This window comes from Geothrix sp. SG200 (genome assembly GCF_022808935.1).
Classification (GTDB): Bacteria; Acidobacteriota; Holophagae; order Holophagales; family Holophagaceae; genus Geothrix; species Geothrix alkalitolerans.
Window position 1 is genome coordinate 403,232 of record NZ_JAKZFR010000002.1, and the last position, 24,257, is coordinate 427,488.

General features: G+C 68.5%; 17 protein-coding genes, 1 tRNA gene and 1 pseudogene. 12 read left to right on the plus strand and 7 right to left on the minus strand.

What is annotated here, in order from left to right:
* Positions 1 to 26: 26 nt before the first annotated feature.
* Positions 27 to 551, plus strand: a complete 525-nt coding sequence (locus tag ML539_RS07235; RefSeq protein ID WP_243293292.1) for an inorganic diphosphatase — start codon at positions 27 to 29, stop codon at positions 549 to 551.
* A gap of 7 nt (positions 552 to 558) precedes the next feature.
* The gene (locus tag ML539_RS07240) at positions 559 to 1,266 is read left to right on the plus strand and encodes an HAD hydrolase-like protein (RefSeq protein WP_243322053.1); all 708 of its coding nucleotides are present in this window, start codon (positions 559 to 561) and stop codon (positions 1,264 to 1,266) included.
* On the opposite strand, the gene ML539_RS07245 is transcribed toward ML539_RS07240, so the two are convergent.
* The 3 genes and pseudogenes from ML539_RS07245 to ML539_RS07255 all read right to left on the minus strand — a co-directional run bounded on the left by ML539_RS07245 (position 1,250) and on the right by ML539_RS07255 (position 3,692).
* Complete coding sequence (locus ML539_RS07245; protein ID WP_243322055.1) at positions 1,250 to 1,843, minus strand: outer membrane lipoprotein carrier protein LolA; 594 nt, start codon at positions 1,841 to 1,843, stop codon at positions 1,250 to 1,252. The two genes, ML539_RS07240 and ML539_RS07245, sit on opposite strands and share 17 nt — an antisense overlap.
* 709 nt (positions 1,844 to 2,552) lie before the next feature.
* Positions 2,553 to 3,128: pseudogene (locus ML539_RS15665) on the minus strand (GTPase domain-containing protein); the annotation flags it as partial.
* Positions 3,129 to 3,203: 75 nt separating this feature from the next.
* Entirely contained in the window at positions 3,204 to 3,692 is a 489-nt protein-coding gene (locus ML539_RS07255) for a peroxiredoxin (RefSeq protein ID WP_243322059.1), read from the minus strand.
* Between the two features lie 94 nt (positions 3,693 to 3,786).
* Here ML539_RS07255 and ML539_RS07260 point away from each other — a divergent pair, with 94 nt between their 5' ends.
* Positions 3,787 to 4,815 (plus strand): isocitrate/isopropylmalate family dehydrogenase, encoded by a 1,029-nt coding sequence (locus tag ML539_RS07260; protein ID WP_243322061.1) that lies wholly within the window; start codon positions 3,787 to 3,789, stop codon positions 4,813 to 4,815.
* A gap of 155 nt (positions 4,816 to 4,970) precedes the next feature.
* Here the strand turns inward: ML539_RS07260 and lexA are convergent, their stop codons facing one another.
* A complete protein-coding gene (gene lexA, locus ML539_RS07265; RefSeq protein WP_243322064.1) occupies positions 4,971 to 5,624 on the minus strand; it encodes a transcriptional repressor LexA in 654 nt (217 codons plus the stop codon).
* 192 nt (positions 5,625 to 5,816) lie between these two features.
* Here lexA and ML539_RS07270 point away from each other — a divergent pair, with 192 nt between their 5' ends.
* The 3 genes from ML539_RS07270 to ML539_RS07280 all read left to right on the plus strand — a co-directional run bounded on the left by ML539_RS07270 (position 5,817) and on the right by ML539_RS07280 (position 8,883).
* Positions 5,817 to 7,640, plus strand: coding sequence for a 2-oxoacid:acceptor oxidoreductase subunit alpha (locus tag ML539_RS07270; protein ID WP_279341539.1), 1,824 nt, complete (start codon positions 5,817 to 5,819; stop codon positions 7,638 to 7,640).
* A 14-nt stretch (positions 7,641 to 7,654) separates the two neighbouring features.
* Positions 7,655 to 8,707, plus strand: coding sequence for a 2-oxoacid:ferredoxin oxidoreductase subunit beta (locus tag ML539_RS07275; RefSeq protein WP_243322069.1), 1,053 nt, complete (start codon positions 7,655 to 7,657; stop codon positions 8,705 to 8,707).
* Positions 8,708 to 8,807: 100 nt separating this feature from the next.
* A tRNA-Ala gene (locus tag ML539_RS07280) sits at positions 8,808 to 8,883 on the plus strand.
* A gap of 214 nt (positions 8,884 to 9,097) precedes the next feature.
* On the opposite strand, the gene ML539_RS07285 is transcribed toward ML539_RS07280, so the two are convergent.
* Both ML539_RS07285 and ML539_RS07290 read right to left on the minus strand, forming a co-directional pair.
* The gene (locus tag ML539_RS07285; protein ID WP_243322071.1) at positions 9,098 to 10,933 is read right to left on the minus strand and encodes an acyl-CoA dehydrogenase; all 1,836 of its coding nucleotides are present in this window, start codon (positions 10,931 to 10,933) and stop codon (positions 9,098 to 9,100) included.
* Between the two features lie 135 nt (positions 10,934 to 11,068).
* Positions 11,069 to 12,745 carry an AMP-binding protein gene (locus ML539_RS07290; RefSeq protein ID WP_243322074.1) on the minus strand — a complete coding sequence of 559 codons (1,677 nt, stop codon included), beginning with the start codon at positions 12,743 to 12,745 and terminating at the stop codon, positions 11,069 to 11,071.
* Between the two features lie 167 nt (positions 12,746 to 12,912).
* Here ML539_RS07290 and ML539_RS07295 point away from each other — a divergent pair, with 167 nt between their 5' ends.
* Genes ML539_RS07295 through ML539_RS07320 form a run of 6 tightly spaced genes read left to right on the plus strand, consistent with a single transcriptional unit; the run spans position 12,913 to position 20,283 of the window.
* Positions 12,913 to 15,351 carry a GNAT family N-acetyltransferase gene (locus ML539_RS07295; RefSeq protein ID WP_243322076.1) on the plus strand — a complete coding sequence of 813 codons (2,439 nt, stop codon included), beginning with the start codon at positions 12,913 to 12,915 and terminating at the stop codon, positions 15,349 to 15,351.
* Positions 15,352 to 15,394: 43 nt separating this feature from the next.
* Positions 15,395 to 16,021, plus strand: a complete 627-nt coding sequence (locus tag ML539_RS07300) for a CBS and ACT domain-containing protein (RefSeq protein ID WP_243322078.1) — start codon at positions 15,395 to 15,397, stop codon at positions 16,019 to 16,021.
* The gene (locus ML539_RS07305; RefSeq protein WP_243322080.1) at positions 16,009 to 17,142 is read left to right on the plus strand and encodes an acetoin utilization protein AcuC; all 1,134 of its coding nucleotides are present in this window, start codon (positions 16,009 to 16,011) and stop codon (positions 17,140 to 17,142) included. Before ML539_RS07300 ends, ML539_RS07305 begins: the two co-directional genes overlap by 13 nt.
* Positions 17,143 to 17,193: 51 nt before the next feature.
* Complete coding sequence (gene ruvA, locus ML539_RS07310) at positions 17,194 to 17,781, plus strand: Holliday junction branch migration protein RuvA (protein ID WP_243322082.1); 588 nt, start codon at positions 17,194 to 17,196, stop codon at positions 17,779 to 17,781.
* On the plus strand, positions 17,778 to 18,713 hold the full coding sequence (locus ML539_RS07315; RefSeq protein ID WP_243322084.1) for a D-glycerate dehydrogenase: 936 nt from the start codon (positions 17,778 to 17,780) through the stop codon (positions 18,711 to 18,713). The genes ruvA and ML539_RS07315 overlap by 4 nt, the downstream gene beginning before the upstream one ends.
* Positions 18,714 to 18,741: 28 nt before the next feature.
* The gene (locus ML539_RS07320) at positions 18,742 to 20,283 is read left to right on the plus strand and encodes a tetratricopeptide repeat protein (protein ID WP_243322086.1); all 1,542 of its coding nucleotides are present in this window, start codon (positions 18,742 to 18,744) and stop codon (positions 20,281 to 20,283) included.
* A gap of 325 nt (positions 20,284 to 20,608) precedes the next feature.
* On the opposite strand, the gene smc is transcribed toward ML539_RS07320, so the two are convergent.
* Entirely contained in the window at positions 20,609 to 24,166 is a 3,558-nt protein-coding gene (gene smc / locus ML539_RS07325; RefSeq protein ID WP_347710742.1) for a chromosome segregation protein SMC, read from the minus strand.
* Positions 24,167 to 24,257 lie beyond the last annotated feature (91 nt).

A 24,257-nucleotide genomic window follows, 5' to 3' on the forward strand; every position in this document is an offset into this window, starting at 1 on the left:
AAAATCGAGGCCTTCGTGGAGCTTCCATGTCCCTGGTCCACCTTGATCCCGGCAAGCAGGCGCCTGAGATCGTCAACGCCATCATCGAGATCCCCACGGGCTCCCGGATCAAGTACGAGATCGATCACCACACGGGCCTGGTCCACGTGGACCGGGTGCTGTTCTCGCCCTTCCACTATCCGGCCGAGTACGGATTCATCCCCGGCACCTTGGCCGAAGACGGCGATCCCGCGGACATCCTCGTGCTCATCAACGGCGCCACCTATCCCGGCGTGGTGATGCGCGCCCGGCCCATCGGCCTGCTGCGCATGAGGGACGACAAGGGTCTGGATTCGAAGGTCCTGGCCGTGGCGACGGACGACCCCACTTATGCCCATGTGACGTCCCGCAGCGACCTGCCCCCGCATTTCCTGCTCGAGGTGGAGCACTTCTTCCTCACCTACAAGGATCTCGAGCGCAAGAGCGTCTCCAGCGACGGCTGGGGCGGCAAGGACGAGGCCCACGCCTTCGTGCGGGCCGCCATCGAGGCCTTCGACAAGAAGAAGAAGTAGGGCGCCGATGACCGCTTCGGAGGAGGCGCCCGGCCTCGTCTGCTTCGACCTGGACGGAACCCTGGTGGACCCCCTGCTGGGCGTCCGCAACTGCCTGCGGAAGACCTGCGACGCGTTCGGCCTGGTCCTTCCGGACGAGCCCACGGTCCGCGGCTGGATCGGCTTTGGCATGCGCGAGTCCCTGGCCACATTGGAGGGCCTGCAGGATCCGGAGCGGCTGGAGGAGGCCCTGGACTTCTACTGGGACCGCTACCGGGAGGATGGTGTCTTCGAGCACGAGCTCTACCCCGGCGTCTTCCACCTGCTGCACCGCCTGAAGCGCCAGGGCCACCGCATCTACATCGTGTCCGCCAAGCCGGCCCTCTTCGCCCGGCGCATCGCCTACCAGTTCGACCTGAACCTCATCTTCGACGACATCTTCGGCAGCACCCTGAAGGGGCGCTGGCAGCCCAAGACCGACGTGGTGGCGGGTCTGGTGCGCCAGGGCACCCTCTGGCCCGGTGGCGTATTCATCGGCGACCGGGGCGTGGACATGATCGCGGCCCGGGACCACGGCCTCGAGGCCATCGGGGTGGGCTGGGGCTACGGCAGCCGGCGGGAGCTGGAGGACGCGGGGGCCGAGCGCATCTTCGACACGGTGCCGGGACTCGACGCCTGGCTGCGGGAGCGGTTCCCGCAGGCGGAAGTCTTCGACGCCTTCAGCCGTTCGGAGTAGCCCAGCGGGTACCGGGGGGTACCTGGGCCTTGAAGGCGGCCGGACCCGGGGACGGCGGCGTCTTCGGGTCCAGCAGCTCCAGCCGCTGGCGGGCTCCCGTGGGATCGGTCCACTCGAGGGTGTGCAGCAGGCCCTTCCGGCCCGTGGCGGTCAGCGCGGGGATGTCCGGCGCCCGGGGAACCAGTTTGACGGCCTCCCCGCCGGCGGATTCGGCCCGGTAGAGGGTCCCGATCCGGGCGGGATCCAGCAGGATCCCCAGCAGGGGGAAGTCGCGCACGGCCCGGGCCAGTTCCACCCGCTGGGCTGTCCGCGTATCGGGATCGTACTGCACCAGATGGCGGCCGTCGGAGGTCACGGTCAGGCCCGTGTCGTAGGTCACCTTGAGCTTCCCGCCTCGGGCCAGCAGCAGGTTCCCCTCCCGGGCCATCTTCCCGAACACCGCACTGTCGCTCTCCTGGCGGAAGCGGCTGGCCAGGACCGGCACCTTCGGGAAGGCGGTCCACCATCCGGGCAGGGCCGCGGCCAGGGGCCCCGCGAGCAGGGTCGCGAGGCAGAAGGCATGCGGACGGAAGCTCATCTCAGCTCCGCTTCAGTTCGACGCTGAGCTTGGCCGTGCTGCCCTTGGCCGGGGCCGGCCGCTGGACCTGTCCCTCGGCCAGGACGGTCCCCTGATGGCGCAGCTGGACGACCACCTCGATCTCCTGGCCCTCCAGGTCCGAGGGAACCTCGATCCGCAGCACCGACGGGGCGCCTTGTCGGCCCACCTGGGTCAGTTCCTCGAGCAGCGAGGAGATGGCGTCCTTGGGATCCGGGTTCCTGGAGTGCGGGGCCGGCCGCCGGGCCTCGACTTTCAGAGAGGCCAGGGCCGCCAGCGGATCGGCCTTCACGACGGGCTTGGGCGCGGGCGGGAGGACTGTGGGCGCGGGTTCCCAAGGCGTCACGGCCTCCGGAGCCGGTTCCTGGGCCTCTGCGATCGGGGCTTCCTCCTGGAGGCCTGAGAAGGCCTCGGCATCGAGCCCGGGCTCGCCCTCCTCCATGAGGAAAGCCAGACCGTCGTCTCCCGCGGGAGGTTCCGGCAGATGGGGCGCCTCGATGAAGATGCCGGTATCGTCGTCCAGATCCGGCAGCGGGCCGACCCCGGACGGCTGGACGGGCCCATCCATGTCGAGGAGATCCGTGACGGAAGGCAGGTCCGACAAGGTGAGGGCCTCGATCTCGGACGATTCCGGAGGCACCTGGGAAGCCATGGGGGCGGGAGCCGCCTGGGGCTCTTCGAGCACGTGGGTCTTGATGTGGGACAGGGCCAGCTTGGTGATGCCGCGCAGGGTCTCGAAGACGCCCGTCCCGTCCGACGCCACGGACTGGAAGCTGGGCACGCCCCGGGGATTGAAGACCGCTTCCAGCTCATCCACGGAGACCACGTTCTTCAGGTCCCGCTTGTTCCACTGGAAGACCACGGGGATGTCCTGGAGGTTGAGCCCCAGCTCCCGCATGTTCTCCTCCAGGTTCATCCAGCTCTCGCGGCAGGCGTCCAGCATGGGCACCTGGCTGTCCACCACGAAGACGATGCCGTCCACACCCTTGAGCACGAGCTTGCGGGTGCTGTTGTAGAACACCTGGCCAGGCACGGTGTAGAGCTGGAGCTTGGTCCTGAAACCGGCCACCACGCCCACATCCATGGGCAGCAGGTCGAAGAAGAGGGTGCGGTCGGTCTCGGTGTTGAGGCTGACCATCTCGCCGCGGGCCCTCTGGCTCGTCTTACTGTAGATGGTGTTGAGGTTGGTAGTCTTTCCGCACAGGCCGGGCCCGTAGTAGACGATCTTCGCCGTCATCTGCCGGGTGGCGTGGTTGAAGAAGACCATTCCTGAACCTCTTGGGAGAAAGAAGTTTAGCCCGGAAAACCCGCCGGGCTCAACGCAAATGCGGGTTTTCCGCCTTCAGGACAGGTTCTTGAGGAGGGCCAGCACCTGCTGATCGTGGTCCTTCGTGCGGACCTCGGTGATGACCTTCCGGACGATGCCCTGCCGGTCGATGAGGACCGTGATTCGCTTGGCCATGCCGAGGAGGGGCATCTTCACCCCGTAGCTCTCGATGATCCGCCGGTCGGGATCAGCCAGGATGCTGAAGGGCAGGCGGAACTTCTCGGCAAAGGCCCTGTGGCTCTGCGTGGTGTCCGCGCTCACCCCGAGGATGACCGCCCCCGCGGCCTGGATGGCCGCGAACCCGTCTCTCAGGCTGCAGGCCTCGGCCGTGCAGCCGGGCGTGTCGTCCTTGGGATAGAAATAGAGCACCACGGCCGACTTGCCCTGGAAATCCGCCAGGCGGACGAGGGCTTCATGCTGGTCCAGGGCCTCGAAGGCCGGGGCCTTCATCCCCTCCTTGACCCCCCCTGCGCTGGCCGCGCCGAAGATCGCCAGAATTCCCATCGCCGTCCTCCATCCACGACCCATGGCCGCCTCCCGAGGGGTGGGAGTGTGGCACCATCGGCTTGGCACGGGAACAGAAAACGGAGCAGCCACCTTGGATGTCGCGATACGCATGGCCCTCATCCCCGGCGACGGAGCCGGTCTGGAGGTCATGGCCGAGGCCAGACCTCTGCTGGATTGGGCCAGATCGCGGGGACGCCATCTGGAAGCCATCCCGATGCCTTTCGGGGCGGAGCACTTCCTCGCGACCGGCGAGACCCTGCCCGAGGCCGCCTATGCCGATCTCCGCGATGGATTCGACGCCATCCTGTTCGGGGCCGTGGGCGATCCGCGGGTCCCGGACGGACGCCATGCCGAGGCGATCCTCCTGCGCCTCCGGCAGGGGCTGGAGCTCACCGTCAACTTCCGCCCATGCCGGCCCCTTCCCGGCACCGGACCCGAAGGGCTCCATCTCGAGGTCTTCCGGGAGAACACGGAGGGAGCCTACTGCCTGCAGGGATCCACGGAGCCTGGGCGGGCCGTGGATTTGGCCGTCCACACGGAGGCGGCTGTGGGCCGCCTGCTGGAGGCGGCCTTCGTCAGAGCCGCGCACCGCGGCTGCACCCTCACCCTGGCGCACAAGGCAAACGTGCTGAAGCATGGCCACGGACTCTGGGTGCGGCTGTTCCAGGTACTCCAGGCAAAGCATCCCGAGGTGTCCTCCCGCGCCATGCACGCGGATGCCCTGCTCTGCGCCCTGGTGCAGGATCCCGGCTCCTTCGGCGTCATCGCCGCTGACAACTACCTGGGGGACCTCATCAGCGACCTCACCGCAGCCTTCGCCGGCGGCATGGGCACGGCTCCCTCCTTGAGCTGGGCACCGCACCGCCCCTTCCGCTGCGCGGTCCTGGCGGAACCGGTGCATGGCTCCGCGCCGGACATTGCGGGCAAGAACCTGGCCAACCCCGTGGGCATGATCCTCAGCACCGCCCTGCTCTTCCGGCACCTGGGCTGGGAAGCCGAGGCCGAAGCGGTGGAAACCGCCGTGTCAGGCGCTCTGGCGGACGGCGCGAAGACACGGGATCTCGGCGGCACCCTCGGCACCTCCGCGATGGGCCGGGCCATCCGCGATCGGCTGTCCTGACCCTGCATTCCGCTGTTCGCGGAAAAGGCTCAGGTAAACGGAGGTCTGCAGGGAGCGGAGGGAAGCAGAGGACGAAACGAATTCTTTTCTCCGCTTTCCTCGGCCCCTCAGCGATCCTCCGCTTATCTCATCTTTCCCAAGAGGGCACTCGGCGCTCAGCAGCTGCGCATGACGCCGACGAGCACGCCCTGGATGTCGATGCTCTCGGGGGCGTAGCAGCGGGGCTGGAGCTCGGGATTGTGCGGGATGAGCCACACGCCCCGATTGTCCCGGCGAAACTCCTTGAGGGTGACCTCTTCCTGGTCGATGAGCGCCACCACGCGGTCGCCGTTGCGGTACTCGCCCTTGCGCTGCAACACCACCAGATCTCCGTCGAGGATGGCGTCGTCCACCATGGAGTCGCCCCGCACCCGAAGCACGAAGAGCTCCTCCTTCTGGCGGTGGATGCTGTTCGGTACTTCGATGGGGAGGGCCCTGCTCTCGGGCAGAATGGGGGAACCGGCGGCCACATCCCCACAGAACGGGAAGATCCGCACGGGGCTCAGGGGCTCGGCGCGCTCCGTCCGCGTGGACACCTCATCCATCGCCGGCCCTGCCGCCACCACCAGGTTGTTCCCCTTGCCGTGGCTGCGGACAAGGAACCCCTTGTCCATCAGGTGCTGGACGTGTTTGTGGATGGTGGACACGGCGCTCGACCCCACCCCTTTCGCGATTTCCGCCAGGGTCGGGCTTCGCCCCTCCTCCTGCACGAAGGTGCGGATGAACATCAGGACGGCCTGCTGGCGTTTGGTGAGATCGCTGGCTTTCATGCTCTTCAAAGTAAGAGTCGATCCCCGGGTCGTCAATCCCTTTTTTTTCGCTTTATTTAAGACCTCTGCCAGGACCCGTCCCGACACCTTGCCTGGATGCCCTCCGTGGCCTCTGCCATACTCGAGGATGCTTTGGTGAACCTAGTATTTACGCCCTCTTCGTCGCCATTGCCCCGCTGAGAAAGGAGTCCTATGACTGCCGCCCTTGCCGCCCCCTCGCCTGTCGGTGGAGCGAAAACCCGGATCAATGATTTTTCCATCCAGGTGGCCACGGTCAACGGATCGGGTTCCCAAACGGCGAACACGGTTCTCCTGCGCGCCATCTTCCAGATGGGCGTGTTCGTCAGCGGCAAGAATCTCTTCCCCTCGAACATCGCGGGCCTGCCCACCTGGTTCACCATCCGCGCCAGCGCCAAGGGCTACGTGGCGCGCAAGGCCAGCAACGAGATGCTGATCCTCATGAACCCCGAGACGGCGAAGGAGGACATCGCCAAGGCCGACCCCGGCGCGCTCGTGATCTACGACGAGCCGCTGCAGCTCGACAAGCTGCGCAGCGATCTGGCCTACACGCCCGTGCCCTTCCAGAAGCTCGTGACGGCCTCCTGCCCCGAGCCCAAGCTGCACAAGCTCGTGAAGAACATGATCTACGTGGGCGTGGCCGCCCGCCTGCTCGGCATCGACATGGAAGAGGTCAAGAAGGCCATCGCCAAGCAGCTCAAGGGCAAGACCAAGGCCATCGAGCTGAACCAGACCGCCTGCATGGCCGGATACGACTGGGCCATGGAGAACCTGGAAGACCAGGACCACATCAAGGTCGTGCGCGACAACAAGACCCAGGGCCTCATCATCATCGACGGCAACGAGGCCTGCGCCCTGGGCGCCCTCTTCGCCGGCGTCACCGTGGTGGGCTGGTACCCCATCACCCCGGCCTCCAGCCTGGTTGAGACGTTCATCGAGTACGCCGAGGAGTACCGCAAGGATCCCAAGACCGGCAAGTCCACCGTCGCCATCGTGCAGATGGAGGACGAGCTGGCCTCCGCGGGCGTGGTGCTGTCCGCCGGCTGGGCCGGTGCCCGCTCCATGACCTCCACCGCCGGCCCCGGCGTCTCGCTGATGAGCGAGTTCATCGGCCTGGGCTACTACGTGGAGGCGCCCGGTGTGTTCTTCAACGTCGCCCGCACCGGCCCCAGCACGGGCCTTCCCACCCGCACCCAGCAGTCCGACGTCGAGCTCTGCGCCAAGTGCAGCCACGGCGACACCCTGCACGTGAACCTCTATCCCGGCAACATGGAGGAGTGCTTCCAGTTCGCCTACGACGCCTTCGACCTGGCCGAGCGCTTCCAGACCCCGATCTTCGTGGTGACCGACCTCGACCTGGGCATGCAGAACTGGGCCTCCAAGCCCTTCGCCTATCCCGCCAAGGCCTACGATCGCGGCAAGGTGCTCAACCAGCAGCAGCTGGCGGAAGTGAAGGACTGGGGCCGCTACAAGGACGTGGATGGCGACGGCATCCCCTACCGCAGCCTGCCCGGCACCCCCGGCGGCAAGGGCGCCTATCTGACGCGCGGTTCGGGCCACAACGCCTACGCCCAGTACTCCGAAAAGCCCGAGGACTACATCGAGGTGATGGACCGCCTGAAGCGGAAGTACGAGACCGCCAAGGATCACGTGCCGGGCCCCGTGTTCCGCAACCAGGGCTCGGACAAGGGCGTGCTGGCCTTCGGTTCCAGCGATCCCGCCGTGATCGAAGCCCAGGACATCCTGGCCGAGGGTGGACTCAAGACCGACTACCTGCGCCTGCGCGCCCTGCCCTTCACCGCCGAAGTCGACGCCTACGTGAAGGAGAAGAAGGTGGTCTACGTGGTCGAGCAGAACCGCGACGGCCAGATGGCGAACCTCTTCCGCGAGACCTATCCGGAGCACGCCACCAAGTTCAAGAGCGTCCTGCACTACGACGGCCACGCCATCGACGCCAAGAGCATCGTGGACCAGATCACCGCCTTCGAGCAGAAGTAGCTGAGGAACCGACCATGACCACCACGACTTCTGCCACCCCCACGCCCGCCGCCCCCACCAACAAGCTCGGCTTCACCAAGCAGGACTACGTGGGCTCCAAGTCCACCCTCTGCGCCGGCTGCGGCCACGATTCCATCACGGCCCAGATCATCAACGCCGCCTTCGAGTCCAGCATCGAGGGTCACCGGGTCACCAAGTACTCCGGCATCGGCTGCTCGTCCAAGACGCCCGCCTACTTCATCAACCAGGGCTGGGGCTTCAACAGCGTCCACGGCCGCATGCCCTCCATCGCCACCGGCGCCTCCCTCGCCAACCGGACGCTGATCAATATCGGCGTCTCCGGCGACGGCGATTCCATGTCCATCGGCATGGGCCAGTTCGTCCACGCCGTGCGGCGCAACATCCCGATGATCTACATCATCGAGGACAACGGCGTCTATGGCCTCACCAAGGGCCAGTTCTCCGCCACCGCCGACAAGGGCTCCCACCTGAAGACCGGCGCGGTGAACGACTTCCCCTCCATCGATCCCTGCACCCTCGCCATCGAGCTGGGCTGCGGCTTCGTGGCCCGCAGCTTCTCAGGCAATCCCAAGCAGCTGAACGCCATCCTGAAGGCCGCCTTCGCCTACCAGGGAACGGTGGTGCTCGACGTCATCAGCCCCTGCGTCACCTTCAACAACCACGACGCCTCGACCCGCTCCTACAAGCACGTGAAGGACCACGACTTCCCCCTCCATGACCTGGGCTTCATCCAATATTCCGAAGTGGAGGAAGTGGACATCCCCGCGGGCGAGACCGAGATCGTCACCTTCCCGGACGGCTCCAAGGTCGCCATCAAGGCCCTCCACGAGGGCTACGAACCGACGGACCGCTTCGGCGCCATGAAGGCCATCCACGAGTCCATGGCCAAGGGCGAGTTCCTCACGGGCCTGCTCTACATCAACCCCACCCAGCCCCCCCTCCCGGAGGTGCTGAACCTGGTGGACGAGCCCCTGGCCACCCTCGGCGAGGATCTGCTCAAGCCCAGCCCCGCCGAGCTGGACAAGATCATGCAGAGCCTCATGTAAGGAGCCATCGCCCGATCAGGCGGCCGCCCTTGCGGGCGGCCGTAGGGGCGCGGGCCTGAGGATTGACGAGGATCCTTGGGCGGGTAGACTGGAGGTTCATGGGCCTGTAGCTCAGCTGGGAGAGCGCTGCGTTCGCAATGCAGAGGTCGTCAGTTCGATCCTGATCAGGTCCACCAGTCCCATGTGAACGGCGGTCTCCGGGCCGCCGTTCTCTTTCTTGAGACGACCTCGCCAGTTCTGAGTGCAGAGGTCGTCATCCCGCCGATCGCTGGCTCCCCCGGAGCCTGCTCCCACTCGCTGCGCTCGCGGAGGCGGGCCCCTTGGTCCTGATCAGGTCCACCAAAGAAAAAGCCCCCTGTCGCCAGGAGGCTTTTCGTCGGTGATCCGAGCCTAGAACACCGCCTCCATGGGCGCAGTCTCGCCGGCGCGCAGGGCCACGGCCTGGGCGGCCACCAGGGGCAGGCCGCGGTGGGCGAAGTGGATCGCGGCCTGGACCTTGTTCTGGTAGAAGGCGGCCTCGGAGCTGCCGGCCAGGAGATCCCGTACGGCCTTGGCGTCGGCGGCGTCCACACCCCGCTCCTGCATCAGGTTGGCCAGCTTGCCCTTGGCCAGGACCGCCTGCTGGAGCAGCAGGTGACCCGCCACCACGTGGCCGACCATATCCAGGATGGGCACGGCGTTCAGGCCCGTCAGCAGGGCGGCGTTCTCGTGGGCGGGGATCTCCTGGAGCACTGTCCCCAGCGCCTTCGCGGCCTCGCCCAGCTGGCGAGCGGAGGGGCCCAGGAGCGGGTCCGCGGCCAGAGCCTGGACCGCGGTCCCCACCTGACCCATCAGGGCCTTCACGGGCTTGCCCTCCTGCATGCGGAACTTCCGGCCCACCAGGTCCAGGGCCTGGATGCCGTTGGTGCCTTCGTAGATGGAGGCGATCTTGCAGTCGCGGAGGTACTGCTCCGCGGGGTATTCCATGGTGTAGCCGTAGCCGCCGAAGGTCTGGAGGGCCCATTCGGTCACGCGGAAGCCCCAGTCGGAGCACCAGGCCTTGCAGACGGGGGTGAACAGCTCCACCAGCCCTTGCCAGCGGTTCTTCTCTTCCCCCTCAGAGACGTGGGCCATGTCCATGCACCAGGCCGTGTAGGTCACGAGGGCGCGCATGGCCTGGACGTAGGCGGACTGCATGAGGAGCATCCGTCGCACATCGGGGTGCTCGACGATGAGCGACTGCCCGACGCCCTTGGCGGCCCCGGGAGCGCGGCCCTGCAGGCGCTCCTTGGCATAGGCCAGGGCCGCCTGGTGGGCGGCGGAGGCGTTGCCCAGGCCCTGGACGCCCACCTCGTACCGGGCGGCATTCATCATCACGAACATGTGGGCGAGGCCCTGCCCTTCCTGTCCCAGCAGGAAGCCCTGGGTGCCGCCGTTGGTGCCGAACACCAGGCTGCAGGTGGGCGAGCCGTGAATGCCCAGCTTGTGCTCGATGCCCGCGCAGGCCACATCGTTGGGGGCGCCGAGGCTTCCGTCGGCGTTCACACGGACTTTGGGCACCACGAAGAGGCTGATGCCCTTGGGGCCGGCCGGCGCGTCCGGCGTGCGGGCCAGCACAGCGTGGATGATGTTCGGCACGAGCTCGTGGTCGCCGCTGGTGATGAAGATCTTCTCGCCGGTGATGAGGTAGGAGCCGTCCGCCTGCTTCACGGCCTTCGTGGTGAGGGCGCCCAGGTCGCTGCCGGCGCCGGCCTCGGTGAGGCACATGGTGCCGGTCCACTCGCCGGTGTACATCTTTTCGCAGTAGGCCGCCTTCAGGTCGTCGCTCCCGAAGGTCTCGATGAGGTGGGCGGCGCCGCGGGTGAGGAGCACCTTGAGGCCCAGGGCCGTGTTCGCGCCCATGAGGTACTCGCTGATGCCGGTGCCCACCGCCTCAGGCAGGCCCATGCCGCCGAACTCGGGGTTCATGGTGGCGCTGATCCAGCCGCCGGAGGCGAGGTCCTGGAAGGCTTCGGCAAACCCGTCCGGCAGCCGCACCTTCCCGTTCTCCCACTGGGCGCCGACCCGGTCGCCGACCTCGTTGCAGTCGGCCACGCTGCCCTTGGCCACCTTGAGGGCCTCGTCCAGCACCATGGCCAGCTGGTCGCGGTCGACCTCCTGGTAGGGCTCGGCCTTCAGGACCGCATCCAGATCCAGCCATTCGAGGAGGTTGAACTTGATGTCGCGGGCGTCGTCCAGGTACTTCATGGGAACCTCCGGAAAGCATGGCTGAGTGAGTGGATGGATGGCGGGAACGGGGACGGATCTCCATTCTTCGATGGGGAGCCCGCCCTTCCAATACCTGTCCTCAGGTAAGTTGGGGCGGGCCTCCCAGGACGATGGCTACTTCAGTTCAGGGAACTGCTCCTCGCGGAACTCCAGGGCGGAAGGCGTGGGATCCGCGGCCCGCTTGCGCAGCTCCACGCGCCGGATCTTGCCGGAGATGGTCTTGGGAAGATCGCCGAACTCGATGATGCGGATGCGCTTGTAGGGGGAGATGCGCTCGCGGATGAAGCGGAAGAGCGCCAGAGCCGTGGCCCGGTCCGGCTCGTAGCCCGCCCGCAGGATGATGTAGGCCTTGGGCACGGAGAGCTTGAGGGGATCGGGACTCGGCACCACCGCCGCCTCGGCGACGGACTCGTGCTCGATGAGGAAGGACTCCAGCTCGAAGGGGCTGATCCGGTAGTCGGAGCTCTTGAAGACATCGTCGGCCCGGCCCACGAAGCAGAGGTAGCCATCCTCGTCGCGGGTAGCCACGTCGCCGGTGCGGTACCAGCCTTCGGCCTCGGCCTTGCGCATCTTCTCGGGATCGTCCTTGTAGCCGGCCATGAGACTCGTGGGCCGGGGGTTCAGCTTGACGGCGATCTCACCCTCCTCCGCTTCCTTCCCCTCCGAATCCAGCAGCGCCACCTCGAAGCCCGGCAGCGGCCGCCCCATGGACCCGGACTTCACCGCCTGCCCGGGCGAGTTGCCCACGATGGCCGTGGTCTCCGTCTGGCCGTAGCCGTCGCGGATGGTGAGGCCCCAGGCCCTTTCCACCTGGCTGATGACCTCGGGATTCAGGGGCTCGCCGGCGCCCACCAGGGCCCGGAGCTTCACCTGGTAGGCCGCCAGGTCCTCCTGGATGAAGAGGCGCCATACGGTTGGGGGGGCGCAGAGGGTGGTCACGCCCTTGTCGACAATGGTCTTGAGGGTGGCGGACGCGCTGAAGCGGGCCGCCCGGTAGACGAAGATGCAGGCCCCGGCGTTCCAGGGCGCGAAGAAGCTGCTCCAGGCGTGCTTGGCCCACCCCGGCGAGCTGATGTTGTAGTGGACGTCGCCTTCCCGCAGGCCCACCCAGTACATCGTGGACAGGTGGCCCACGGGATAGGACTGGTGGGTGTGGACCACCAGCTTGGGCTTGGCCGTGGTGCCGGAGGTGAAGTAGAGCAGCATGGAGTCCGCAGCGCGGGTGGGCGCATCCGGCGTGAAGACGGTCGAACCCGCGTAGAGCTCGGACACGTCGTGCCAGCCAGACACCGCCGCGCCCACGCAGATTCGGGTGAGGCTGGCGTCCAGGCCGTCGAACTTGGCCGTCTGGGCCGAGTCCACGACCAGGTGGCGAATCCCGCCGCGCTCGATGCGGTCCTGGAGGTCGGCCTGGGAGAGCAAGAGGGTGGAGGGGACCATCACCGCGCCGAGCTTGATGCAGGCCAGCATCACCTCCCAGAGGGGGAGGACGTTGTCCAGCATGATCAGCAGGCCGTCGCCGCGCTTCACGCCCATGGCCCGCAGGGTGTTGGCCACCTGGTTGCTGCGCCGGGAGAGCTCCTGGAAGCTCACCTTCGTCTCCGTCCCGTTCTCCTCGACGATCCACAGCGCGGGCCGGTCGTTACCCGCGGCGTAGGCGTCGAAGTAGTCCAGGGCCCAGTTGAAGGTGTCGAGGACGGGCCAGCGGAAGTCGCGGCGGGCACCCTCGTAGTCGTCCCGGTGCTGGACGAGGAAGTCCCTGGCCTGGAGAAACGCTTCGCGACCATTCATCTGGTCCTCCTGATTCGCTTGGGGGGTATAGAGCAATCTAGGATGGCCATGACCGGCCGTCCAGGATGAAAAACGACATGCAGGGGGAGAAAGGATCTCAAGTAGGGCCCGGCCCCGGGAGCGCATGATAGGGTGGTCGCATTGCACCCCGATCCGCGAGGCACCCTGTGTTCAGCATCATCCCTGACGGCGCAGGCTACCGGGAATTCGTCCTCCTGAAGGACGGCCAGGGCGTTCTCCTGCGGATCGCCTCTCCGGAGGATGCGGACCGCGTGGAGGCCTTCATCAGCGGCCTCTCCCGGGAGAGCATGGCCATGCGCTTCATGGGCGGCGTGTCGAGCGTATCCCGCAAGTTCGTGGAGGATCTCTGCGACGAGAACCCCCGACAGCGCGCCTGCCTCCTGGCCATCGAGGGCGAGGGGGCGGAGCAGCAGGTGCTCGGTCTGGGGAACTACGTGGGCGATGGCGGGGCCGTCGCGGAAGTCGCGTTCATGATCGCGGACGCCCACCAGGGCCGGGGCATCGGCACGCTGATCCTCGAGCGGCTCGCGGGCCTGGCGGCGGGCGCGGGCTACGTCGGCTTCGAAGCCGAGGTGCTCCACGAGAACCAGAAGATGGTCAACGTCTTCCGTGATTCCGGGTTCGAGACCACCCGGGCCATGGAGGGCGGCATCATCCATGTGCGCTTCCCCCTGAGCGCCCCCGAGGCCCAGCGCGAGCGGGCCGAGATCCGCGAGCGGGTGGCCACCGCCAACTCCCTGGTGCCGCTCCTTCGGCCGGGCAGTGTGGCCGTGGTGGGCGCCTCCCGGGATCCCGGCTCCGTGGGGAGCACCATCTTCCGCAACATCCTCCGGGGCGGCTTCCAGGGCGCGGTCTACCCGGTCAATCCCAGGGCCAAGGCCATCGAAGGCGTCCAGGCCTATCCCTCCCTGGCCTCCCTGCCGGAACCCCCGGATCTGGTGGTCCTGGCGGTGCCGGCGGCCAAGGTGTCCGCCCTTGCCCGGCGTGCCCTGGACAAGGGCGCGCGCGGCCTCCTGGTCCTCACGGCCGGATTCGCCGAGACCGGTCCGGAGGGCGCCCGGCGGCAGGAGCGGCTGGTGCGCCTCGCCCGCAGCCGGGGCGCGCGCCTGGTGGGGCCCAACTGCCTGGGGCTGCTGAACACCCATGCGGCGGTCCAGCTCAATGCCAGCCTGGCCACCGTGATGCCCCCCCGCGGGCGGGTCGGATTCTTCAGCCACTCCGCGGCCCTGGGCGTGGTGATCCTGCAGTACGCCGCGGAGCGCGGGCTGGGGTTCTCCTCCTTCGTCTCCGCCGGGAACCGCGCTGACGTCTCGGGCAACGACCTGCTCCAGTACTGGGAGGAGGATCCGGACACGGACCTGGCCCTTCTTTATCTGGAGACCTTCGGGAATCCGCGCCGCTTCGCCCGGCTGGCGCGCCGGATCTCCCACCGCAAGCCGGTGCTCTGCGTGAAGAGCGCCCGGAGCCATGCCGGGCGGCGTGTCGCCCAGGCCCACATCGCGGCGAGCCCCCAGAATGACGCGGAGGTGGAGGCCCTCTTCCACCAGGCCGGCGTGATCCGCGCCGACACCCTGGAAGACCTGTTCGACATCGCGCTGCTGCTGTCGCACCAGCCCCTGCCCCGGGGCGACCGGGTGGCCATCGTCAGCAACTCCGGCGGCGTGGCCACCATCTGCGCGGATGCCTGCGAATCCCACGGCATGCGGATCGCCGGCCCCGGGGTGGTGGACCTCCATGCCATGGCCACGGCGGAGCACTACGAGCGGGCCTGCCGGGAGGCCCTGGAGCATCCCGAAGTGGATGCCCTCATCGCCTCCTTCGCCTGCCTGGGGGACTGCGACCCGGCCCTGGTGGCCCGGGCCATCCGGCGGGCCGCCGTGCGGGCCGAGCAGACCACGGGCATCGCCAAGCCGACCTTGCTCTCCCTCATGGGCGTGAGCGGGGCCATCCCCGTGGGATCGGCCGCCCTGGGCGAGGGGGGCGCCATGCACCGCACCTTCCCCTCCTACCGCTTCCCGGAGTCGGCGGCCCTGGCCCTGTCCAAGGTGGTCCAGTACGCCCAATTCCGCCGGCAGCCCCCGGGCCGCTTCCAGGGCTTCGCGGACATCAACGCCGGCGAGGCCCGGCGGCGCGTGGAGCAGCTGGTGGAGAAGCTGCCCGATTCCGCCCAGGCGATCCTCTCCGTGACCCAGGCGCGGGAGCTCATGGGGCTCTTCGGCGTTCCCGTCACGAACCTCCCGGAACCCGCCGATCGGCGGGGCCCCAGGGTGGGGCTCAACCTCTCCACGGACCCCGACTTCGGGCCCATCTGGCGGTTCCACCGCCAGGGCATCGGCTCCATCCTGCGCATCACCCCGCTCACGGACCTGGACATCGCCGATGTCCTCGAGCGGATGCACCTGCCGCCCGGCAACGGCCTGGGCGAAACGCTGGGCCGTCTGACCCAGCTCGTGGAGGAACTGCCCTGGCTCCACACCCTGGAGGCCCAGGTCGCCGTCCACGGCGAGACCGGCGCCCTCAGCCCCCTGCCCCTGCAGCCGGACCTGCGCCTGACCTTCACCCAGGTCGGCTTCCGCAAGCCCTGAACCCCGAGCCTGAACCCACGACCGAACCCCGAGGAGGACCGCCATGCTCGTGAAGGAGATGATGCGCCGGCCGGTGACGGTGGTCTCCGCGGAGGCCACCATCGGAGAGGCCTACCAGCTGCTCCAGGACCGCGGCTTCCGGCACCTGCCCGTGGTGGACCGGGGACGCCTGGTGGGCGTCCTCACGGACCGCGACCTCCGCCTGGCCACCAGCAGCCTCTGCCAGAATCCCCGCCCCGCCGGGGATCCCGTCTCTGCCGTCATGAGCAGCCCGCCCCTGACAGCGGATCCCCTGGACCCCGTGGAGGACGCCGCGCGGATCATGCGGGAGCACAAGATCGGCTGCCTGCCCGTAGTGGACGGCGGAGAGCTGGTCGGCATCCTCACGGGCATGGACCTGCTGGACGCCCTGATGATCCTCACCGGAGTGACCAAGCCCTCCTCCCGGCTGGAAGTGGCCCTCGCGGACCGGCCCGGCGAGCTGGCGCGGCTCACGGCCTTCCTCGCGGAGCGCCACGTCAACATCCACTCCATCCTCACCTACCCCTCGCCCGAGGCTGTCCGCACGGTGCTTCGGGTGGATTCCAACCAGATCCGCCCCCTGGCGGACGAGCTCCGGCGGGCGCAGTTCGAGGTCCTGTGGCCCATCCAGAAGCCATGGCAGCACTGATCTACCGCCCGGAGTACGCCGGGTACGACTTCGGGCCGGAGCATCCCTTCACGCCGGCGCGGCTCGCCATGCTCCTGGACCTGATCCACACCCTGGGCCACGCCACCTCGCCCATCGCGGCGCCCGCGGCCACCCGGGAGGAGATCCTCGCGGTCCACGATGAGGCCTACGTGGCCATGGTCGAGGCCCTGGACCGCGGCGAGTCCAGGCCCGAGGCGGAGCAGTTCGGGCTGGGGACGCCGGACAACCCCATCTTCCCGGGCATGGACCTCGCGGCCCGCTGGCTGGTGGGGGGCACCCTCCACGGGGCGCGGCTCCTGATGGAGGGAGCCGAGACCCGGGTGCTCCAGCTGGGTGGAGGCTTGCACCACGCCCAGAAGAACCGGGCGGCGGGGTTCTGCATGTACAACGACCTGGCCGTGGCCATCCGGGCCATGGTGCGCCACGGCTGGCGCGTGGCCTACCTCGACATCGACCTCCACCACGGCGATGGGGTCCAGAGCCTCTTCTACGACAGCGACCAGGTGCTGACCATCAGCCTGCACGAGACGGGGCACTACCTCTATCCCGGCACCGGCCACATCCAGGAGCTGGGCGCCGGCACCGCGCGGGGGCTCAGCGTCAACATCCCCCTGGAGCCCTTCACGGAATCCGAGAGCTACCTCGAGGCCTTTGACGCCGTGGTACCCCGGGCCCTGGAGTGGTTCTCGCCCCACGTCCTGGTGGTGCAGGCCGGCGCGGATGCCCATTTCGCCGATCCCCTGGGGGACCTGGCCCTGACCACCCAGACCTTCCAGGCCCTCTACCGCCGGATTCTCGACCTGGCCGCCGAGCGCACCCAGGGACGGGCGCTCTTCACCCTGGGCGGCGGCTACGAGGCCCAGGTCGTGGCCCGCGTCTGGACGATCCTCTACCTCACCCTGATGGACCTTCCCATCCCGGAACAGCTTCCCGATGCGTGGCTGGACCGCTGGCGCGAGCTGCTGGGGCCGGAAGTCGGACGGACCCTGCACGATCCCGTGCCGGCCTATCCGGAGCTCCCCGGCCGCGAGGAACGCAACCGGCGCAACGGCGACGTGGTCGCGCGGCTGATGGACTCGCTCTTCCGCTACTGGATGTAGCGGCAGGAAACGCCGCGGGCCCCGGGGTTTTCCTTCCGGTATCCTCGAAGCATGATCGGACGCCTGCGCGGGGAACTCATCCAGAAGCTGCCGAACCTGGCCCTCGTCGAGTGCGGGGGCGTGGGCTACGCCGCGGCCATCAGCCTCTCCACCTACGGCCTGCTGCCGGAGGCGGGTACCCAGGTGGTGCTGCACACGGAGCTGCTGGTGCGCGAGAACGAGATCGCCCTGCTGGGCTTCTCCTCCACCCAGGAGCGCGAGCTCTACCGGCTGCTGGTGAAGGTGGACGGCGTGGGGCCCAAGCTGGCCCTGGCGGCCCTGGGCGCCCTCAGCCCCGAAGACCTGGTGCGGGCCATCCGGGGCCGCGACGTGAAGGCCCTCACGCGCATCCCCGGCGTGGGGAAGAAGACCGCCGAGAAGATGTGCTTCGAGCTGTCGGAGAAGCTGGGCGGCCTGTCGGGCCTGGACGGCCTGGCGGGCGGGCCCGCGGGCGACCCCTGGGAGGAGAACCTGCGCTCCGCCCTGACGAATCTTGGCTTCAAGGAGGACGTGGTGCTGCCGGTGGTGGCGGACCTCCGCGCCTCCAAGCCGCCCCTGGCGGAGGCCATCCGCCATGCTTTGAAGGCCCTGCAGCGATGAGCACGCGAATCCTCTCCACCTCCCCTCTCGTCGGTCCCGCTCTGGCCGAGCTCGGCGCCCGCTTCCCCGACCTCCGCCTGGCGGCCTTCCGCTCGCCGGAATGGAATGCCGCCCTGCCTGAGGTCGAGGCCCTGGTGGTGATGCTCTCCGAGCCCGTCACCGAGGCGGATCTCGACGCCGCGCCGAAGCTGAAGGCCATCGGAACCTACTCCGTGGGCGTGAACCACCTGCCCGTGAAGGCCTGCCAGGCCCGCGGCATCGCCGTGGTGAACACGCCTGGCGTTCTGACGGACGCCACCGCCGACATCGCCCTGGCCCTGCTCATGGCCGTGACCCGCCGCGTGGCGGAAGGCGAGACGCTCGTGCGGTCCGGCGCGTGGAAGGGCTGGGCCCCCGACCAGCTTCTGGGCCTGGGTCTCTCGGGCAAGGGCTGCGGCATCCTCGGCAGCGGCCCCATCGGCCAGGCCTTCGCCCGCCGTGCCCAGGCCCTGGGCATGACGCCCTTGTTCTGGGATCGCGAGGGCCGCGGCGGCGAAGTGGATTTCGGCGCCGGCAAGGCCGCCCGCCTGCCCCTGGCGGACCTGCTCCCGAGGAGCCTCGTGCTGTCCCTCCACTGCCCGCTGACGGACCAGACCCGCGGCATGCTTGACCGCGCCGCGTTGGAGAAGCTGCCCCAGGGCGCGGTGATCATCAACACCGCGCGCGGCGGCATCATGGATGAGAACGCCGTCATCGACCTGCTGGAATCGGGCCGCCTCGGCGGGGCGGGCCTGGACGTCTACGAAGGTGAACCGCGCCTCAATCCGCGTTGGCTGAAGGCGCCCCGCGCCGTGCTGCTGCCCCACCTCGGTTCCGCCACGGTCGAGACCCGCGGCGCCATGGCGCAGCTGCTTTGCGACGGACTCGCGGCGGCGCTGGCTCCATCGCGGTGATACCCTGGACTCCCTCACGAGGCATCCCATGGCACGCCCCTGGATCAAGCTGCTCGACCCGGACCTGACGGCCCTCAAGGCCGCGGCGGGAACCTCTTTTGCTGACCGCCTCAAGCTGGCTCGCGCCCTCAACGGCCGCGCCCGGCACTCGGAGGCCCAGGAGATCCTGGACCAGCTTCTGGTCGAGGACCGCTCCCACGCGGAGGCCTGGTTCGAACGCCTGCTCTGCTTCAGCGACACCGCCGAGGAGGAAGAGGGCCAGGAGCTGCTGGCCCAGCTCGAGTCCCTCCGGGATGAGCACCCCGAGTCCGGCGGGCACCTGCGCAACCTGGGGTACCTGCGCCTTCTCCTCCAGGACATCGACGGGGCTGAACTCGCCCTCCACCAGGCTCTCGCCCTCGACGGCCAGGATCCCAAGGCCCTCGAGCTCACGGGCCTCGTGCACCTGCATCGCGGCCAGGCGGCGGAGGCCAAAGCCTGGCTGCTGAAGTCCCTCAGCCTGCGGCCCACGGACCCACGCACCCTTCGCCTGCTCGCCATCGCCATGGACCAGCTCTCCGACTGGAGCGGCGCCGAGGCGCAACTGGTGGCCGCGCTCCAGACGGACGGGTCCTACTACTGGGGCTGGCACGCCCTCGGCGAGATGCTGCTGAAGCGCGGCGAGCTCGCGGAAGGCCTGCGCTGCATCCAGCGGGCCCGCAGCCTGCACGTGTGTGATCCCGCCAGCTACTTCATCCTCGCGGAGATCTTCAGCGAGCAGGGGCATCTGGAGCTCGCCCAGGGCCAGCTCCACACGCTGATGCTCCTCGCCCCCCCCGCGCCGGTGCTGGCGGAGGCCCAGGCCCTTCTGGGCGAGCTGAAGCGCGACATGGGGGACCGCGAAGGCGCCGTCTCCTACTTCAGCCTCGCCACGGAGACCGACCCGGAAGCCGCGAACCCCTGGGCCGCCCTGGGCGACATGGCCCGCGAGGAATCCCGCTGGGAGGACGCGCTCCGCTGCTACCGCGAGGCCATGATGCGGGAGCCCGATGCGGCGGATCTCCAGGTCCAGCTGGGCTACGCCCTCGTCGAGACCCGGCAGGGGCCTGCCGCCGAGCAGGCGTTCCTGAAGGCCCTGGAGACGGATCCCGGCGAGTACAGCGCCTACCTCGGCCTGTCCGAGGTCTACCGTTTCGCCAACCGCCCCGAAGACCAGATGGGCATGGTGGACCAGGCCATGGCCCTCGCCCCCGACGACTCGGATGTGTGGAACGCACGGGGCGTGGCCCTGGAGGTCGCGGGGCGCCTGACAGAGGCCACAGAGGCCTATGAGAAGGCCCTGACGCTGGAGCCCAGCCACCGCAAGGCGGCCAACAACCTCGGCTTCGTGCTGGAGAAGCGCATGGACCAGGGCGAGCCCGAGCTGCGGCTTCGCGCCCTCGAAGCCTGGAAGCAGCGGCTGCTCATCTGCCGGGACGCGGGCCAGAGCATGAAGATGGCCACCGAGCATCTCACCAAGCTGGGGGTGGGCGAAGAGACCCTCCGCGAGTGGCTGCGACCCGAGTTCCTCGCCGCCGAGCTGGAAAGCTGACACACCGAAGTCACCCCAGCATTACCAGATAGTTACAAACCGACGGGGCACGTCTGTGGAAAAGCCTGTGGATTGATCCTTTCCGGGAGGGCTAAACCCTGTTCCTGGATGGACTTCGAGGGTGTTTTAATGTCGATTCGCATCTATTCAAACCGAATTAAATCAATTCTTAAATTAAATACGCCTGAAGAATCTGCCGGACATTTCCGATCCGGGGTTTTCCACAATTTACGCTTTCTTTCGCATTGACAGGCCGATCGCCCTTGCAGGGCATGGACCGGAGGGCGAAAAGGGTGTTCACCACCCATTCCGTCACACCGGATGCTCAGACCAGGGCCTCGGCCTCCCGTAGCTGGACGCTCACCAGCCGCGAGCAGCCCGCCTCTTCCATGGTGACGCCGTAGAGCGTGTCCGCGGCCACCATGGTGGGCTTCTGGTGGGTGATGACGATGAACTGGGTGTCGACCTTCATCTTCTGGACCATGGCGGCGAAGCGGCCCACGTTCGCTTCGTCCAGCGGGGCGTCCACCTCGTCCAGCACGCAAAAGGGGCTGGGCTTGAAGTGGAAGATGGCGAAGAGGAGCGAGATGGCCGTCAGCGCCTTCTCGCCGCCGCTCAGCAGGGTGAGGGCCTTGGCGCTCTTGCCCGGGGGCTGGGCGGTGATCTCGATGCCGCACTCCAGCAGGTTCTTGGGGTCCTCCAGGCTCAGCTGAGCCTGGCCGCCGCCGAAGGCCTCCCGGAACACCTCCTGGAACCGCGTGTTCACGAAGTCGAAGGCTTCCCGGAAGCGCTCCTCGCTGGTGGCGTTGATCTCCTGGATGGTGGACTCCAGGTTCCCGATGGCCGCGGTGACGTCCGCCCGCTGCTCGTTCATGAAGGCCAGCCGAGTCTCCGCCTCCTCCAGTTCCTGGATGGCCAGGGGATTCACGCCACCCAGATCCATGCGCCGCCCCTGGAGCTCGTTGAGCCGGGTCTGGTGCACCAGCCCGCCCTCGGCCCACGCCTCCCGCTCGGCCTCGGTGATGCCGGCCAGGAAGGCGGGGATCTCCAGCCCCAGCGCCAGCTCGACCTCCTTGGCCAGCGCCTCCTGGCTGCCCTGCACCTGGGCCCCATGGATGAGCACTTCCTGGTGCTGGGCGCGGGCATTCTCCAGGGCCTCCTGAAGCTCGCGGGCCGCCCGCTCCTGCACCCGGAGGGTCTCCTGGTCCAGCTCGAGGTGGGGCTGCGCCTCCTGGGCCAGAGCCTGCACCTCCTCCCGGTCCCTCAGCAGACCCTGGGATTCCGCTTCCAGCTCAGTGAGCCGCTGGACGCAGGCTTCCATGCGGCTGCCCTGCTCGGAGGCCTCCACCTCCAGACGCTGCCGTTCAGCCTCCAGATCGAAGCGGCCCCGCTGGGCCAGCTGAAGGTGCCGCTCGTGGCCGTCCCGCTCCGCCCAGGCCGCGTCCCGGGCGCGCGCAACCTCGCCGCGCTGGTCCCGGCGTTCATCCAGCCGATGCCGCGCCTCGCGGACCAGATCCTCGGCCTGACGGATGGCCTCTTCCAGGGCCGTGTCGTTGGCCTCCTCCGGGTGGGCTTCCAGGTCCCGAAGCTGACCCTGAAGCCCTTTGATCTCGCTTTCGATCTGTTCCCACAGGGCGTCCGCGCGCTCGCTGGCCGCCCGGATCTCCGACAGCTGGTTCAGCAGCGAGGTCCGTTGCGCCTTCAGCGTGTCCGCTCGCCGCCGGAGGGCCCGCAGGTCCTCGTCGATCTCGACGGATCGCTCCCGGGCGGCTCGGCTGTCGTCGCCGCCCTTGCCCCGCCGGGTCTCCAGATCCTCGATGCGGTCCAACAGGGCCTCGCGGGTGGCCTTGGCCTCCTCCTGCTCCGCCCGCAGCTTCAGGGGAGAAGCGGCGGGGGCAGACACGCCGAGCTGCACGGGACCGAAGGGCAGGCGAACGAAGGCGGGCGAGACGAAGGCCAGGTCCGGATGGGCCACCGCCAGGGCGGGCAGGTCCGCGTCGGCGCATCGGAAGGCCCGGCCCAGCAAGGCGCCAAGCGGACGGTTCGCCCCCGTCCACCTGAGGTGGTCCCGCAGGGCCTCGCACCCCTCTGGGACAGGCGGCAGGTCCCCCTTGTCTTCCAGGGCCAGCAGCAGATGGCCCGGAGCCTCGGCGGCGCGGCCCGCCAGGGACGCCTCGACGGCCAGGACCTGGAGCCAGTTGCCCAGGAGCCGTTCCAGATCCGGCCGCAGGGCCTCGTCCACCGTGAGCAGATCCACCAGCGTCTGAGGGCGGACGCCCTGTTCCCGCAGCCAGGCGAGTCCCTTCTGCAACTCCGCCTCGCCGAAGCTCTTGGCCAGCAGGTCGGAGATCTGGCGCAGGCGCCGTTCGGCGGCGTCCAGCTCCGCCTCGGCCCTGTGGTGATCCTGGGCCAGGACGCGCTGGGCCTCCTCCAGCTGCTCGGCCCGGCGGCGCTGATCCAGCGAGGCTTCCTCGGCCTGCTCGAGCTGGGACAGGAGTCCTTCCAGCGCCCGTTCCACCTGGCCCGACTCGGCCTCGAGGCTTTCCAGGCGCGGCGCGCGAACGGATTCCTCGTGGTTGAGCGTGTCCAGGCGACCCTCCAGCTGGGCGATCTGTGTCTGGAGTCCCAGCCGCTCTTTCTGGCGGGCCAGGGCTTCCTTCTGGGAGTCGGCCTTCCGCTCACGGTGGGCATGAAGCTCCGCCTCCGCGTGGCGGAGGGCGCCCTGGGCGAGGGCCACGGCCTCCTCGGCCTTGGCCAGCTCTGCCTCCTGAAGGGCGAGGCGCTCGCCGGCCTCCTTCAGCTGGGCTTCCAGCGCGGTGAAGGAATCGCCGGATTCCGCCAGCCGCGCCACCAGCATCTGGATGTGCTCTTCCAGGCGGGCCCGCTGGTCCCGCGCCTCGGTCCTCCGGTCCTCCTGGAAGCTGCGCTCCTGGTCCGCCAGCTGGAGTCGCTGATCCAGGCCGAGGATGGCACTCGCCCGCTTGGCCTGGGCCTGCTGCCGCTCGTCCACGGACAAGCGCAGGGCCTCCACTTCGGAGGCCTTCTCGGAGACCTGCGCCGTGAGCTCGGCCACCCGCCGCTCGACTTCGTCCAGGTGGTCCAGGATCCGCTGCTTGGCCTCCTCCAGTTCCACAGCTTTCCCGGCCAGCAGCACCCGCTGCGTGGCCTTGATCTCCGCGTCCAGTTCCTTCGCCTTCCGGGCGCGGGCCGCCTGCCTGCGGAGCGAATCCATCTGCTTGGTCAGCTCGTAGAGGATGTCGTCCAGCCGCTGGAGGTTGCCGCGGGTCTCGTCCAGCCGCTTTTCCGCGTCGGCCCGGCGCAGCTTGTAGCGTGTGATGCCGGCGGCCTCCTCCAGCAGCAGGCGCCGGTCCTTGGGCTTGCTGCTGAGGATCAGGTCGATCTGGCCCTGCTGGATGAAGCTGTAGGCCCGGGTGCCCATGCCCGTGTCCAGCAGCAGATCCTGCACGTCCTTGAGCCGCGCCTCCCGGCCGTTGATGCGGTATTCGCTGCCGGTGTCCCGGTAGAGGCGGCGCGAGATGGTCACCTCCCGCGTGGAGCCCGGCAGGGCGGGGTCGGGCATCTCCAGGGCCAGCTTCACCTCCGCCAGGCCGGTGGGCCGGCGCTGGGCCGTGCCCGCGAAGATCACGTCGGCCATCTCCGCGCCGCGCAGCATCGAGGCCCGCTGTTCGCCCAGCACCCAGGCCAGGCTGTCGGAGATGTTCGATTTGCCGCAGCCGTTGGGCCCCACGACCGCGGTCATGCCTCCTGGGAAACTGAGCTTCTGGGCGTCTGCGAAGGACTTGAAGCCATGGAGTTCAAGGGAGATCAGGCGCACGCGGTCAGCGCTCCAGGGAAAAGGGTGGGGAACATCTGCCTCCATCATTCCATATCAGACGTGCTGTCCGTCCCTTGGGAATCCGGAGCAGGCCCGTTAGACTCGATTCCTTCCCCTGTCCTATCAGGAGCCGTCTGTG